The following is a 14,185-nucleotide window of genomic DNA, read 5'->3' as shown; positions in this document are numbered from 1 at the left end:
GGCCGCGGCGCGGGCATCGGCCGTGAGCCGGTCGGGGGGGGGGCCGGGGGGGGGCCCCCCCCCCCCCCCCCCCGCCCCCCCCCCCCCCCCCCCCCCCCCCCCCCCCCGCCCCCCCCGCCCCGCCCCCCCCCCCCCCCCCCCCCCCCCCCGCCCGCCCCCCCCGGCGCACACCCTCAGCTCGCGGCGCGGGCGATGGCGGCGGCGGTCTCCAGCACCGCGCCGACCACCTCCGGGCTGGGCCGGCGGCCCAGCCGCTCGACCGGGCCGGAGATCGACACCGCACCCAGGACGCCGCCGGCCGGGTCGCGCACCGGTGCCGACAGCGAGGCCACCCCGGCCTCGCGCTCGGCCACGCTGTGCGCCCACCCGCGCCGGCGCACGTCGAGCAGCGTGCGGGCGGTGAAGCTGGCGCCCGGCAGCAGCGGGGTGACCTCCTCGGCGGGCGCGAACGCCAGCAGCGCGTGCGCCGCCGACCCCGCCGTCATGGGCAGCCGCGCCCCGACCGGGACGGTGTCGCGCAGGCCGTGCGCCCGCTCGGCCACCGCCACGCACACCCGCGAGCCGCCCTCGCGCACGTAGAACTGCGCGCTCTCGCCGCTGGCGTCGCGCAGCGCCACCAGGTGCCGGCCGGCCACCTGGGCGAGGTCGACGCTGCCGTGGCTGAACTCGACCAGCGCCGGCCCGGGCGCCCAGGCGCCGCCCGGCGTGCGCCGCAGCAGCCGGTGGCCCTCCAGCGCGACCGCCAGGCGGTGCGCGGTCGCGCGCGGCAGCCCGGTGCGCCCGACCAGGTCGGCGAGCGACGCCGGCTCCTGCGCGACGGCGCGGAGGATCGACACGGCTTTGTCGAGCACGGCCACCGGGTTAGGCTGTCCCACACCGCGATACTCCCATCCCACGACGTGAGATGGCCACCGAGGGACCACCCACCTGGAGGGACCCGTGCCGAAGACCCTGGCCGAGAAGGTCTACGACGCGCACGTCGTGCGCAGCGCCGAGGGCGAGCCCGACCTGCTCTACATCGACCTTCACCTCGTGCACGAGGTGACCAGCCCCCAGGCCTTCGACGGCCTGCGGGCGGCCGGCCGCCCGGTCCGCCGTCCCGACCTCACCATGGCGACGGAGGACCACAACGTCCCCACCCTCGACGTGCTGGCGCCGATCGCCGACCCGGTGAGCCGCGCGCAGGTCGAGGCGCTGCGGGCCAACGCCGCCGAGTTCGGCATCCGGCTGGCCCCGATGGGCGACCGCGACCAGGGCATCGTGCACGTCATCGGCCCCCAGCTCGGCCTCACCCAGCCCGGCATGACGATCGTCTGCGGCGACAGCCACACCTCCACCCACGGCGCGTTCGGGGCGCTGGCCTTCGGCATCGGCACCAGCGAGGTCGAGCACGTGCTGGCCACCCAGACGCTGCCGCAGAAGCGGCCCCGGCAGATGGCGGTCACCGTCGAGGGCGAGCTGCCCGAGGGCGTCTCGGCGAAGGACGTCATCCTCGCCGTCATCGCGCAGATCGGTACCAACGGCGCCGCCGGTCACGTCATCGAGTACCGCGGCAGCGCCATCCGGGCGCTGTCGATGGAGGCGCGGATGACGATCTGCAACATGTCGATCGAGGCCGGCGCCCGCGCCGGGATGATCGCCCCCGACGAGACCACGTTCGCCTACCTTCAGGGGCGCCCGCACGCCCCGCAGGGCGCCGACTGGGACGCCGCCGTCGAGCACTGGCGCTCGCTGCACACCGACGACGGCGCCGTCTTCGACACCGAGGTCGTGCTCCACGCCGCCGACCTCGCGCCGTTCGTCACCTGGGGCACCAACCCCGGTCAGGGCCTGCCGATCACCGGCCGGGTGCCCGACCCGGCCGAGTTCGCCGACGAGCACGAGCGCCGCGCCGCCGAGCAGGCGCTGGCCTACATGGGCCTGACCCCTGGCACCCCGCTGCGCGAGATCGAGGTGGACACCGTCTTCCTCGGCTCGTGCACCAACGGCCGCATCGAGGACCTGCGCACCGCCGCGGAGCTGCTGCGCGGCCGGCACATCGACGCCCACACCCGCATGCTCGTCGTCCCCGGGTCCGTCGGCGTCAAGCTGCAGGCCGAGGCGGAGGGCCTGGACCGGGTGTTCACCGAGGCCGGCGCCGAGTGGCGGGGAGCCGGGTGCTCGATGTGCCTGGGCATGAACCCCGACCAGCTGGCGCCGGGAGAGCGGTCGGCCTCGACCAGCAACCGCAACTTCCAGGGCCGGCAGGGCAAGGGCGGGCGCACCCACCTGGTGTCCCCGTCGGTCGCGGCCGCCACCGCGCTCACCGGCCGGCTCACCGCCCCCGCCGACCTGGCCGACGTCCCCGCGACCGCTGGAGTCTGAGATGCAGCCCTTCACCACGCACACCGGCACCGCGGCGCCGCTGCGGCGCAGCGCCGTCGACACCGACCAGATCATCCCGGCCGAGTACCTCAAGCGGATCACCCGCACCGGCTTCGAGGACGGCCTGTTCGTCGGCTGGCGCACCAACGAGCCGGACTTCGTGCTGAACCGGCCCGAGCACGCCGGCGCCTCGGTGCTGGTCGCCGGTCCCGACTTCGGCACCGGCTCGTCGCGGGAGCACGCCTGCTGGGCGCTGCTCGACGGCGGCTTCCGCGTCGTCATCAGCTCGCGGTTCGCCGACATCTTCCGCAACAACTCGACCAAGTCCGGGCTGCTCACCGTCGTCCTGCCGCAGGCCGACGTCGAGGCGCTGTGGGCGGCGGTCGAGGCCGACCCCGCGACGCCGGTGACGGTCGACCTGCAGGCGCGGACGGTGACCCACGGCGACACGACGGTGCCGTTCGAGATCGACGACTACACCCGCTGGCGGCTGCTGGAGGGCCTCGACGACGTCGGCCTCACCGAGCGGCACCTCGCCGACATCGAGGCCCACGAGGCCCGCCGCCCGGCCTGGCTGCCGACGGCGCTGCCCGCCCTGCCCGCCTGAGCGGCTATCGAGGCGCGTCGGGGTCGGGACCCAGGTCGCGGTAGTAGTCGGCCGACAGCTGCCCGGGGCGGCCGCCGAGGACCCACACGCTGCCCTTGGCCGCCGGCGGGGGCACGGGGGTGCCCCCGAAGCGCACTCCGAGCCCGGCGAGCGCGGCCGGGATCGCCCCGCCCTGGCTGCACACCACCCGCACGCCGGGGGTGGCCGGGGGGTCCAGCAGCCGCTCGAGCGCGGCGAGCCCGGCCTGCGGGTCGGCGGAGTACTCCTCCTCGCCGACCTCGGGCAGCGGGCGGACCTCCAGTCCCAGCCGCTGCGCCAGCGGCTCGAGCGTCTGCCGGCAGCGCGCCCGCTCGGCGCTGAACAGCTCCAGCGGGCCGAACACCGGCAGCACCGCGGCCAGCTGCTCGGCCTGCCGCCGGCCCTGGGCGTCGAGGGGGCGCTCCTCGTCGGGGCCGTCCCACTCGCGCCGGCTGCCGGCCTTGGCGTGCCGCACCAGCAGCAGCGACGGCGCCCGCGGGACGTCGTCGCGGTCGAGGTCGGTGAGCACCGCGCGGTCGTGCGGGTGGGTGACCAGCGCCGCGGCGTCGGCCACCGGCAGCCAGCGCAGCTCGTCGACCTCGTCGTTGGGCTCGAACGACCCCGCGTCCACCGCCCGCATGAGCCAGTAGTCGACGTGCTTGGGGCCGGCGGCGACCTCGTAGTGGGTGCGCACGCTGCGCCGGCCGGCCACCACCTGCACGCCGGTCTCCTCGCACACCTCCCGGACCGCCGCGGCCAACGCGTTCTCCCCGGCGTCGAGCTTGCCCTTGGGCAGCGACCAGTCGTCGTAGCGGGGGCGGTGGACGACGACGGTCTCGATGCCGCCGCCGTCGGCCGGGCGCCACACCACCCCGCCGGCCGCCGCGACGACGGCCCGCGTGCGCTCAGCCGGCATGCTCGGTCACCGCGCGCACGAGACGGGCCTGGTAGTCCACCTCGCCGGTGCGGACCCACGCGCCGTCGGGGCCGAGCTCCCAGCACCGCACGCCCGGGGCCATCGAGGCGTCGAACACCTGCTGCAGCTCGCGCCGCGCGGTGTCGTCGCAGACCCGCAGCAGCACCTCCACCCGCCGGTCGAGGTTGCGGTGCATGAGGTCGGCGCTGCCGATCCACCACTCCGGCTCGCCGCCGTTGGTGAACGACATGACCCGTGAGTGCTCCAGGAAGCGGCCCACCACGGAGCGCACCCGCACGTTCTCCGACAGCCCGGGTACCCCCGGGCGCAGCGCGCAGATGCCGCGGATGAACAGCTCCACCGGCACCCCGGACCGCGACGCCTCGTAGAGCGCGTCGATGACCTCCTCGTCGACCAGCGAGTTGACCTTGATCCGGATGCCGGCGGGGCGGCCCTGGGCGGCGTGCCGCGCCTCGCGGCGGATCTTCTCGACCAGGCCGGTGCGGATGCCGTGCGGCGCCACCATCAGCTGCCGGTAGCTCGTCTGCCGGGAGTAGCCGGTCAGCACGTTGAACAGGTCGGTGAGGTCGGCGCCCACCCGCGGGTCGGCGGTGAGGATGCCGAGGTCCTCGTACAGTCGCGCCGTCTTCGGGTTGTAGTTGCCCGTGCCGATGTGGCAGTAGCGGCGGATCACGCCGCTCTCCCGGCGCACCACCAGCGCCGTCTTGCAGTGGGTCTTCAGCCCCACCAGCCCGTAGACGACGTGGCAGCCGGCCCGCTCCAGCGACCGGGCCCAGGTGATGTTGGCCTCCTCGTCGAAGCGTGCCTTGATCTCCACCAGGACGACGACCTGCTTGCCCGCCTCGGCGGCCTCGATCAGCGCGGTGACGATGGGCGAGTCACCCGACGTGCGGTACAGCGTCTGCTTGATCGCCAGCACGTGCGGGTCGGCGGCGGCCTGCTCGATGAACCGCTGCACGCTCGTGGCGAACGAGTGGTAGGGGTGGTGGACGAGCACGTCGCCCTCGCGCAGGGTGGCGAACACGCTCATGGGCGTCTCGCCCTCCGACAGCCGCGGGTGGGTGGCCGGCACGAAGGGCTCGTCCTTGAGCTCGGGGCGGTCCAGGCCGTAGAGCGCCCACAGCGCCGAGAGGTCCAGCAGCCCCGGGACGGTGACGACGTCCTGCGGGTCGACCTCCAGCTCGGAGACGAGGACGGCGAGGATCTGCGGGTCCATCGTCTCGGTCACCTCCAGCCGCACCGCCGGGCCGAAGCGGCGGCGGGCCAGCTCCCGCTCGAGGGCCTGCAGCAGGTCCTCGTCGCGGTCCTCCTCGACCTCGACGTCGGCGTTGCGGGTGACCCGGAACAGGTGGTGGTCGACCACGTCGAGCCCGGGGAACAGCGCCGGCAGGTGCGCGGCGATGAGCTCCTCCAGCGGCAGGAACGTCGCCGAGTCCGGCGGGCCGACGGCCACGAAGCGCGGCACGTTGTTGGGCACCTTGAGCCGGGCGAAGCGCGGGGCGCCGGTCTCGGGGTCGCGCACCTGGACGGCGAGGTTGAGCGAGAGCCCGCTGATGTAGGGGAACGGGTGCGCCGGGTCGACCGCGAGCGGGGTGAGCACGGGGAAGACCTGGTCGCGGAAGTACTCGCGCAGCCGCCGGGTCTCGGGCTCGGCGAGGTCGGACCAGGGCACGATCCGGATGCCCTCGGCCTCCAGCCGCGGGGCGACGTCCTGCTCGAAGGCGAGCGTGTGACGGTGCACCAGCTCCTGGGTGCGGGCGGTGACCCGCGCCAGCTGCTCGCGGATGGTCAGCCCGTCGGGGGAGCGCACCGTCAGGCCCGTGCTCTGCCGGCGCTTCAGACCCGCGATGCGCACCATGTAGAACTCGTCGAGGTTGCTCGCGAAGATCGCCAGGAACTTGACCCGCTCGAGCAGCGGCAGGGAGGCGTCCTCGGCGAGCTCGAGCACGCGGCTGTTGAAGTCCAGCCACGACAGCTCGCGGTTGAGGAAGCGGTCGGCCGGCAGCGCCGCGCCCTCCTGCGGCGCGGCGGTGCTCTCGGGCCCGGCGAGCGGGGAGGTCGTCTCGGCTACCACGCCGTCATCGTGCCCCACCCGGGGAAACGGCGACGGGCGGACGCTGCCCCGGCCGGCGGCCTCAGGCCGCGGGCCGGGGCAGCCGGGGGAGCAGGGCCGCCGTCGCCGGTCCCAGGCCGAGCCCGGCGGCCTCCCGCAGGTCGGCCGGGGTGTCGACGTCGCGGCGCAGGCCCGGCCAGTCCCCGGCCAGCGCGAGCGCCCCGGAGGCGGCGTGCGCGGCGGCCGAGCCGTGGCCGAACCGCGGGTCCAGCGGCACGCCGACCGCGGTCAGCAGGGTGGTGCCGGTGGTGGCGGCGTCGGCCACGAAACCGCGCGGGACGGCGCCGGCCGCCTCCAGCGCGGCGGCCAGCTCGCCCGGCCGCAGCGCCGGGAGGTCCGACGACAGCGCCGCGACGGCGACCGACCCGCTGGCCCGGGCGCCGTGCGCCAGCGCCGGGTTGAGCCCGCCGTCGGGCTCGTCGGGTACGGTGCGGGCCCCCAGCGCCCGCACGACCGCGGCGGCGCGCTCGTCGTCGGTGACCACGACGACGTCGGCCACCGCCGGGCAGGCGAGCCCGGCCGCGACCGTGTCGGCGAGCAGGGCCAGCACCAGCTCGGCGTGCAGGCCGTGCCCACCGCCGTGCCCGCCGCCGGTCAGCGGCGCCAGGCGGGTCTTGGCCGCGCCGAGCCGCTTCGCCGGGACGACCAGGGACCACCGCACGGTCCCATGTGAGCACACCGGCGACGACGCGCGTGCGGTCCGGCACCCCCGGTGCGCACAGCGGCCGCGGGGAGGGTCGATCATGTGCCGGTCGCCACCAGAGCGGAGGGATGCCGGTGACCGAGGACCCGACCCCGGGGACCCCCGCGGTCCCGGGGCAGGCAGCGCCGCGGGTGCTGCACGAGCGCGGGCGGCTGCCCTGGTCGCTGCGGCTGGCCGTGGTCGTGGTCTACCCGGTGGCCTCCCTGCTGTTCCGGCTGCGCTACCGGCACGGCGAGCGCATCCCGCGCACCGGCCCGGTGCTGCTGGTGGCCAACCACGTCTCGGTGCTCGACCCGCTCGCCTGCGCCCGGCTGGTCTACGACAACGGCCGGATCCCGCACTTCCTGGCCAAGGCGGCGGTGTTCAGGGGCACGGCCGGGGTGATCCTGCGCCACGCCGGGCAGATCCCGGTGGCCCGCGGCTCGTCGGAGGCCCGCGGCGCGCTGGCGGCGGCCGCCGCCGACCTCGAGGCCGGCAACGTCGTCGTCATCTACCCCGAGGGCTCGGTGACGCGGGACGCGCGGTGGTGGCCGATGCAGGCCCGCACCGGCGTGGCGCGGCTGGCGCTGACCACCGACGCGGTGGTGCTGCCGGTGGCCCAGTGGGGGCCGCAGCGGGTGCACGACTACCACGCCAAGAAGCTGCACCTGCGGCTGCGCACGCCCGCCGAGTACCTGGTCGGCGAGCCGGTGGACCTCGCGGCGCTGCGCGCGGAGGTCCGCGCCGGGCGCCCGCTCACCCCCGACCTGCTGCGCGAGGTGACCGACACCATCATGGGCCGGGTGCGCGACCAGCTGGCCGAGGTCCGCGGCGAACCGGCGCCGCCCGGCTTCGCCGCCCGCCCGGGCCGCGAGCTCCCCGGTGACGTCCCGGGGAGCGCCGCGTGAGCGGGACGCGCGCCGCCGTCCTCGGGGCCGGCTCCTGGGGGACGACGTTCGCCAAGGTGCTCGCCGACGCCGGCTGCTCGGTCACCCTGCACGCCCGCCGCCCGGAGCTGGCCGCGGCGATCACCGAGGGCCGGGAGAACCCCGACTACCTCCCCGGTGTCCGGCTGCCCGAGGCCCTGACGGCGACCACCGACGCCGGGCGGGCCCTCGACGGCGCCGACGTCGTCGTCCTCGCCGTCCCCTCGCAGTCGCTGCGGGCCAACCTCGAGCAGTGGACGCCCCTGCTGCCGCCGGACGCCACGCTGCTGTCGCTGATGAAGGGCATCGAGCTCGGCAGCACCAAGCGGATGAGCGAGGTCATCTGCGAGGTCACCGGCGCGGGCCCGGACCGCGTGGCGGCGCTGTCGGGCCCCAACCTGGCCCGGGAGATCGCCGAGGAGCAGCCGGCGGCCACCGTGATTGCCTGCCCCGACGGCGACCGCGCGGCCACCGTGCAGGCCGCCTGCCACACGCCCTACTTCCGGCCCTACACCAACCTCGACCTGGTCGGCTGCGAGCTCGGCGGGGCGGTGAAGAACGTCATCGCGCTGGCCTGCGGCATCGCCGAGGGCATGGGCTTCGGCGACAACACCCGCGCCTCGCTGATCACCCGCGGCCTGGCCGAGACCGCCCGGCTGGGCATCGCGCTCGGTGCGGAGCCGGCCACCTTCGCCGGGCTGGCCGGCCTCGGCGACCTGGTCGCCACCTGCAGCTCCCCGCTGTCGCGCAACCGCACCTTCGGGGAGAAGCTGGGCCGCGGCCTGTCGCTGGAGGAGGTGCAGGCCACCACCCGGCAGACCGCCGAGGGCGTCAAGAGCTGCCGGCCGGTGCTCGACCTGGCCCGCGCGCACGGCGTCGACGTACCGCTGACCGAGGCCGTCGTGAAGATCTGCCACGACGGCGTGCCCGCCGGGGCGGTGCTGAAGGAGATCATGAGCCGCGAGGCGAAGCCGGAGTGAGCGGCCTGCCCGACGGGTGGGGGGACGGCACCCGGTCGGTCCGCGCCGGCGAGGCGCCCCCGGTGCCCGGCACGCCGCTGCGCCCCTCGCCGGTGTTCGCCGCGCCCTTCCACCTGGGGGACCGCCCGCCCCGGGCCGACGGCGCCGACGCCTACGCCCGCACCGAGCACCCCACCTCCCGCGCGTTCGAGACCGCGGTGGGGGAGCTCGACGGCGGCCGCTGCCTGTCCTTCGCCACCGGGATGGCCGCGATCACCGCCACGGTGATGGCGCTGGTCTCGGCCGGCGACCGGCTGGTGCTGCCGACCGACGGCTACTACACGACCCGGCTGCTGGCCCGCGACGAGCTGGAGCGGCTGGGGATCCGGGTCGAGTACGTGCCGACCCTCGACATCGCCGACGCCGCCGCCCGCGGGGACCTCGACGGCGCCCGCATGGTGTTCCTCGAGACGCCGAGCAACCCGCAGCTCGACGTGTGCGACGTCGCCGCCGTCGCCCGGGCCACCCGCGCCGCCGGGGCGCTGCTGGCCGTCGACAACACCACCGCCACCCCGCTCGGGCAGCGGCCGCTGGCGCTGGGCGCCGACCTGACCGTCGGCGCCGACACCAAGGCGCTCACCGGGCACAGCGACCTGCTGCTCGGCCACGTCAGCACCGCGTCCGACGAGCTGTACGGCCGGCTCAAGGGCTGGCGCGACCACACCGGCGCCACGCCGGGCGCGTTCGACGCGTGGCTCGGGCACCGGTCGATGAGCACGCTGGACCTGCGGCTGGCCCGGCAGGCGGAGACCGCGGCCGCCGTCGCGGAGGTCCTGGCCGCGCACCCCGCGGCGACCGGCGTGCGGTGGCCGTGGCGCCCGGCCGACCCCTCGTACGCGCTGGCGACGCGGCAGATGCTGCGCCCGGTCGGCGTCGTCTCCGCCGGGCTCGCCGACGAGGCCGCCGTCTCCCGCTTCCTCGCCGCGGCCCGGCTGTGGACGGCGGCGACCAGCTTCGGCGGCGTGCACTCGACCGTCGACCGCCGCGCGCAGTGGGGCGGGGACGCGGTGCCCGGCGGGTTCCTGCGCTTCTCCTGCGGCATCGAGGACACCGCCGACGTCGTCGCCGACCTCACGACCGCGCTGGACGCGGTCTGACCGCCGGACCGGGATGAGCCGCACCACCCTCGACCGCGTCCTCGCCGCCGGTCCCGTGCTGCACCGCGGCCGCGACGGCGACTACCGCGCGCTGGCGTGGGCCGCGGGGGAGCCGCACCGGGTGCGCCGCGAGCTGGTCGGGCGGGCGTGGGAGCCGCCGCGGCGCGGGGTGCGGGCGCTGGCCTGCCTGGCGCACGTCACCGACCTGCAGCTGGCCGACGTCTGCTCCCCGGCCCGGTTCGAGTTCTTCCACCGCTTCGAGACCGACCCCCGGATGCGCTCGCTGGTGCCGATGCACCGGCCGCAGGAGGCGCTGACCGCCCACGCCGTCGACGCGCTGGTGCGCACGCTCAACGGCCTGGCCGGCGCGCCGCGCACCGGGGAGCCGCTGCAGGTGGTGGTGACCACCGGCGACGCCATCGACAACGCGCAGTGGAACGAGCTGGAGCTGTTCCTCGCGGTGCTGCGCGGCGGAGCGGTCTCCCCGGGCGCGGGACTGACCGCCTACGACGGCGTCCAGGCCTCCGGCTGGCCGCACGACCTGTTCTGGCGGCCCGACGACGACGGCGGCCTGTACCACGAGCGGTTCGGCTTCCCGGCGCGGCCGGGGCTGCTGGAGGCGGCGTTCGCGGCGTTCGACGCCGAGGGGCTGCAGGTGCCCTGGCTGGGCTGCCACGGCAACCACGAGGCGCTCATCCAGGGCGTCGGCGTGCCCACGCCCGCGCTGGCCGAGGTGCTCGGCGCCGGCCGCAAGCCGGTCGACGTCGACCCGGGGCTGGCCCTCGACGACGCGCTGGCGCTGTTCACGCACTCCTCGGAGGTCTTCACCACCGCCGTCTCGCGACCGGTGACGCCGGTGGAGGACCGCCGGTTCATCGACCGCCGGTCCTTCGTCGCCGCGCACCTCGCCGACGACGGCCAGCCGGCCGGGCACGGGTTCACCGAGGACAACCTGCGCGAGGGCACCGCCCACTACGCCTGGGACGGCGTGCCCGGCGTCCGCGTCGTCTGCCTGGACACCACCCGGGTCAGCGGCGGCGCGGCCGGCTCGGTCGACGCGGCGCAGGCGCGGTGGCTGGAGGAGCGGCTGCGCGAGGTGTCGTCGTCGGCCCCCGGCCCCGACGGCACCCGGGTGGCCACCGGCAACGCCGACCGGCTGGTGGTGCTGGTGTCGCACCACGGGACGAGCACGCTGACCCGCTCCGACGCCCTCGGTGGCCGTCCCGCGGCCGGTGACGACGCGCTGGGCGCCTCCGAGCTGCTGCGCCTGCTGCACCGCTGGCCGAACGTCGTGCTGTGGCTCAACGGGCACACCCACGTCAGCGAGGTGCGGGCCTGGGCACACCCCACCGAGCCCGGCCGCGGGCTGTGGGAGGTGGCCACCTGCGCCGTCGTCGACTGGCCCGGGCAGGCCCGGCTGGTCGAGGTGCTCGACAACGGCGACGGCACCCTGTCGCTGGTCTGCACGATGGTCGACCACGGCAGCCCCGCCCGGCCGCCGGGCGCCACCGACGCCGCCGTGGGGCAGCCGGCGGCGCTGGCCGCGCTGCACCGGGAGCTGTCGGCCAACGTGCCCTGGGCAGGGCTGGGCTCACCGCTGGCCGGCACACCCGCCGACCGCAACGTCGAGCTGGTCGTGCGCGCCCCGTTCTAGAAGGACCCTCCTGCCCCCACCCCTCGCTCCGCTCGGCGCGGGCCCCTTCAGGAGGGCCGTTCCAGTACGTCACCGGGTCGAGCGGGCCGCCCGGCGCCGGCGGTGGGCGGCGCGGGCGGTGAGCCAGCCGCTGAAGGCCAGGTAGTAGACGACGTAGGCGAACGACAGCGCGACGACGACCGGGTGCGGGTCGGGGTACTGCAGCAGCAGCACCGCGTAGGTGGCCAGCCAGACGACGGTCAGGCCCATGCTCACCGGCCACAGCGCCTCGGTGCGCGACGGGTAGAGGTAGCGCACCGGGACGAACACCAGCACCGAGAAGACGACCAGCGCGGTGGCGACCACCGGCTGCGGCAGGTCCAGGACGACGACGTAGAAGGCGACGACGTTCCAGTAGCTCGGGAAGCCCAGGAAGGTGTGGTCGTCGGTCTTCGCGTCGACCCGGCAGAACTGGTAGCTCGAGGCGAGCAGCGGCAGCGCGGCGAGCACCCAGCCGCGCCAGTCGTGCGGCAGCGCGCCGGTGGTCCACAGCAGGACGACGGGCGCGAAGACGTAGGTCAGGTAGTCGACGATGTTGTCCAGCAGCGCGCCGTCGAACCAGGGGATCGTCTCCTTGACCCGCGCGCGGCGGGCCAGCATCCCGTCGGTGCCGTCGATCCACAGCGCCGCCAGCCCCAGCCACAGCGCGGTGACGGCCTCGCCCTCGAGCGCGGCGAGCACCACCAGCAGCGCCAGCACCGAGCCGAGCGCGGTGTAGGCGTGCACCGCCGCGCCGGCCAGCCGCAGGGGCAGCGGGTGGCGCGCGGCGGCGTGCGCGGACGCGTCCCCGGAGCCTTCCCCCTGGTGCGCCGTCGTCGCCGGGGGCCGGGGGTCCACCGGTGGGGCCGCGTTCTCCCGCATCGGGGAGCAGGTTCCCACACGGCGCGGGCCGGAACCCTGCGGGAGACGAGGGCCGGGCGGGGGCGTCGACTAGGGTCGGCCGCGATGAGCGGGACAGGCAGGGTGCGCGTCGCGGTCGTGTTCGGAGGGCGCAGCGCCGAGCACGCCATCTCCTGCATCTCGGCGGGGAGCGTGATCGCCGCCCTCGACCCGGAGCGCTACGAGGTGGTGCCGGTCGGCATCGCCCGCGACGGCCGCTGGGTGCTCCCCGGGGCCGGCCAGCGGCTGGTGATCACCGACGGGCAGCTGCCCGAGGTCACCGGCGGGACGGCGGTGTCGCTGGTCGGCGATCCGGCCGGGCGCGGGCTGGCGGTGCTCGAGCCCGCGGCCGGGATCGGCGCGGCGCTCACCGAGGTCGACGTCGTCTTCCCCGTGCTGCACGGCGCCTACGGCGAGGACGGCACCATCCAGGGGCTGCTGGAGATGAGCGGGCTGCCCTACGTCGGGTCGGGCGTGTTCGCCAGCGCCGCCTCGATGGACAAGGAGTTCACCAAGAAGCTGCTGGCCTCGGCCGGCGTGCCGCAGGGCGACCACGTGGTGCTGCGCGACGCCGGCGGGGCGGTCTGCCCCGACCCCGACGTGCTCTCCGCCGCCGACCGCGAGCGGCTCAGGCTGCCGGTGTTCGTCAAGCCCGCGCGCGCCGGGTCGAGCATCGGCATCACCAAGGTCACCGACTGGGCGCAGTTCCCCGAGGCGGTGGCCACCGCGGCCGCCGTCGACCCGAAGGTCGTCGTCGAGGCCGCCGTCCCCGGCCGCGAGGTGGAGTGCGGCGTGCTGGCCGGCCGCGACGGCGGGCCGCCCGAGGCCAGCGTGCCCGCGGAGATCCGGCTCAAGCCCGGCACCGACTGGTACGACTTCGACGCCAAGTACCTCGAGGACGCCGTCGAGTTCGACGTCCCGGCCGACCTCACCCCCGAGCAGACCCGCGCGGTGCAGCAGGCATCCTGCCGGGCCTACCGCGCGCTGGACTGCGAGGGGCTGGCGCGGGTCGACTTCTTCCTCGGCACCGGCCCCGACGGCGAGGACCGCCTGGTGGTCAACGAGGTCAACACCATGCCCGGCTTCACCCCGATCTCGATGTACCCGCGGATGTGGGCGGCCAGCGGGGTGCCCTACCCCGAGCTGGTGGACCGGCTGGTCGCCTCCGCGCTGGCGCGGGCGGGCCGGCCGGCCGGTCGGTGACCTCCTCCGCGCGCGCCGCGCCCGCGGCCGCGCTGCTGGCCGGGGCGCTCGCGCTGGCCGGCTGCACCGCCTCCGAGGCCGGCAGCGCCACCCCCGCCCCGGCGTCGCCGACGCCGGACAGCGTCGAGGCGCTCGGCGAGCTGGTGCTCACCGAGGTGCCCTCCGGCCTGCCGCGGATCCCCGACGGCGACCTGCAGCCCCCGGCCGGCGCCAAGACCGTCGACGACGTCGCCTCCTACGCCGAGGACCCCGCACGGGAGCGGGCGGTGCTGCGCGACTACGGCTACCGGCACGGGTGGGAGCGGTTCTGGGGCTCCACCACCGGGCCGCTGACCAGCGTCTTCCTCGACCAGTTCGACGACGCCGCCGGCGCGGGCTCCTACGCCCGCGACCTCGCCGGCAACGACGCCGAGGTCTACGACGGCGTGCTGCGCCACGACCCCGACGGCCTGCCGGAGGGCTGCAGCACGCTGACCGTGCCCGAGGCCGACCCCTCGACCGGCCTGACCGGGCCGACCGCGTTCGCCTGGTGCGGGCACGGGGCGTTCAGCGTCGCGGTGACCGTCGTGGCCGACACCGAGGAGGCGGCCACCGGCCAGGCGCGCGACGTGGTGCTGGCGCAGCTGGAGGCGCTGCCCGCGGCCTGA

At 76.3% G+C, this 14,185-nt stretch carries 13 protein-coding genes; 8 read left to right on the top strand and 5 right to left on the bottom strand.

Features of this window, described 5'->3' with window-relative positions; all coding sequences use genetic code 11:
* Positions 1-173: 173 nt before the first annotated feature.
* The gene (locus ACI780_RS18865; RefSeq protein WP_456870433.1) at positions 174-857 is read right to left on the bottom strand and encodes an IclR family transcriptional regulator; all 684 of its coding nucleotides are present in this window, start codon (positions 855-857) and stop codon (positions 174-176) included.
* Positions 858-939: 82 nt separating this feature from the next.
* On the opposite strand from ACI780_RS18865, the gene leuC reads away from it, so the two are divergent.
* Positions 940-2,364: a 3-isopropylmalate dehydratase large subunit gene (gene leuC / locus ACI780_RS18860; protein ID WP_457004900.1), complete on the top strand. Its 1,425-nt coding sequence runs from the start codon at positions 940-942 to the stop codon at positions 2,362-2,364.
* A gap of 1 nt (position 2,365) precedes the next feature.
* A complete protein-coding gene (gene leuD / locus ACI780_RS18855; protein WP_456870435.1) occupies positions 2,366-2,971 on the top strand; it encodes a 3-isopropylmalate dehydratase small subunit in 606 nt (201 codons plus the stop codon).
* A 4-nt stretch (positions 2,972-2,975) separates the two neighbouring features.
* Here leuD and ACI780_RS18850 read toward each other — a convergent pair whose 3' ends face one another.
* The 3 genes from ACI780_RS18850 to cofC all read right to left on the bottom strand — a co-directional run bounded on the left by ACI780_RS18850 (position 2,976) and on the right by cofC (position 6,700).
* On the bottom strand, positions 2,976-3,905 hold the full coding sequence (locus ACI780_RS18850) for an NUDIX hydrolase (RefSeq protein ID WP_457004898.1): 930 nt from the start codon (positions 3,903-3,905) through the stop codon (positions 2,976-2,978).
* A complete protein-coding gene (locus tag ACI780_RS18845) occupies positions 3,895-6,000 on the bottom strand; it encodes an RNA degradosome polyphosphate kinase (protein ID WP_457004896.1) in 2,106 nt (701 codons plus the stop codon). The genes ACI780_RS18850 and ACI780_RS18845 overlap by 11 nt, the downstream gene beginning before the upstream one ends.
* A gap of 61 nt (positions 6,001-6,061) precedes the next feature.
* A complete protein-coding gene (cofC, locus tag ACI780_RS18840) occupies positions 6,062-6,700 on the bottom strand; it encodes a 2-phospho-L-lactate guanylyltransferase (RefSeq protein WP_457004894.1) in 639 nt (212 codons plus the stop codon).
* A 116-nt stretch (positions 6,701-6,816) separates the two neighbouring features.
* On the opposite strand from cofC, the gene ACI780_RS18835 reads away from it, so the two are divergent.
* The 4 genes from ACI780_RS18835 to ACI780_RS18820 are packed head-to-tail and all read left to right on the top strand — an operon-like array spanning position 6,817 to position 11,417.
* Positions 6,817-7,629, top strand: a complete 813-nt coding sequence (locus tag ACI780_RS18835) for a lysophospholipid acyltransferase family protein (RefSeq protein WP_456870439.1) — start codon at positions 6,817-6,819, stop codon at positions 7,627-7,629.
* Positions 7,626-8,627, top strand: coding sequence for an NAD(P)H-dependent glycerol-3-phosphate dehydrogenase (locus ACI780_RS18830; RefSeq protein WP_457004891.1), 1,002 nt, complete (start codon positions 7,626-7,628; stop codon positions 8,625-8,627). Before ACI780_RS18835 ends, ACI780_RS18830 begins: the two co-directional genes overlap by 4 nt.
* On the top strand, positions 8,624-9,763 hold the full coding sequence (locus ACI780_RS18825; protein WP_456870441.1) for a cystathionine gamma-lyase: 1,140 nt from the start codon (positions 8,624-8,626) through the stop codon (positions 9,761-9,763). The genes ACI780_RS18830 and ACI780_RS18825 overlap by 4 nt, the downstream gene beginning before the upstream one ends.
* Positions 9,764-9,776: 13 nt before the next feature.
* Positions 9,777-11,417 carry a TIGR03767 family metallophosphoesterase gene (locus tag ACI780_RS18820; protein WP_457004889.1) on the top strand — a complete coding sequence of 547 codons (1,641 nt, stop codon included), beginning with the start codon at positions 9,777-9,779 and terminating at the stop codon, positions 11,415-11,417.
* A gap of 69 nt (positions 11,418-11,486) precedes the next feature.
* On the opposite strand, the gene ACI780_RS18815 is transcribed toward ACI780_RS18820, so the two are convergent.
* A complete protein-coding gene (locus ACI780_RS18815) occupies positions 11,487-12,293 on the bottom strand; it encodes a CDP-alcohol phosphatidyltransferase family protein (RefSeq protein ID WP_457004887.1) in 807 nt (268 codons plus the stop codon).
* Between the two features lie 108 nt (positions 12,294-12,401).
* On the opposite strand from ACI780_RS18815, the gene ACI780_RS18810 reads away from it, so the two are divergent.
* On the top strand, positions 12,402-13,538 hold the full coding sequence (locus tag ACI780_RS18810) for a D-alanine--D-alanine ligase family protein (protein WP_457004885.1): 1,137 nt from the start codon (positions 12,402-12,404) through the stop codon (positions 13,536-13,538).
* Positions 13,535-14,185, top strand: coding sequence for a hypothetical protein (locus tag ACI780_RS18805; RefSeq protein ID WP_457004883.1), 651 nt, complete (start codon positions 13,535-13,537; stop codon positions 14,183-14,185). Before ACI780_RS18810 ends, ACI780_RS18805 begins: the two co-directional genes overlap by 4 nt.

The organism is Geodermatophilus sp. SYSU D00814 (assembly GCF_054050055.1).
Note: the sequence above shows the minus strand (reverse complement) of the source record. Positions and strands in the feature narration are given on the sequence as shown.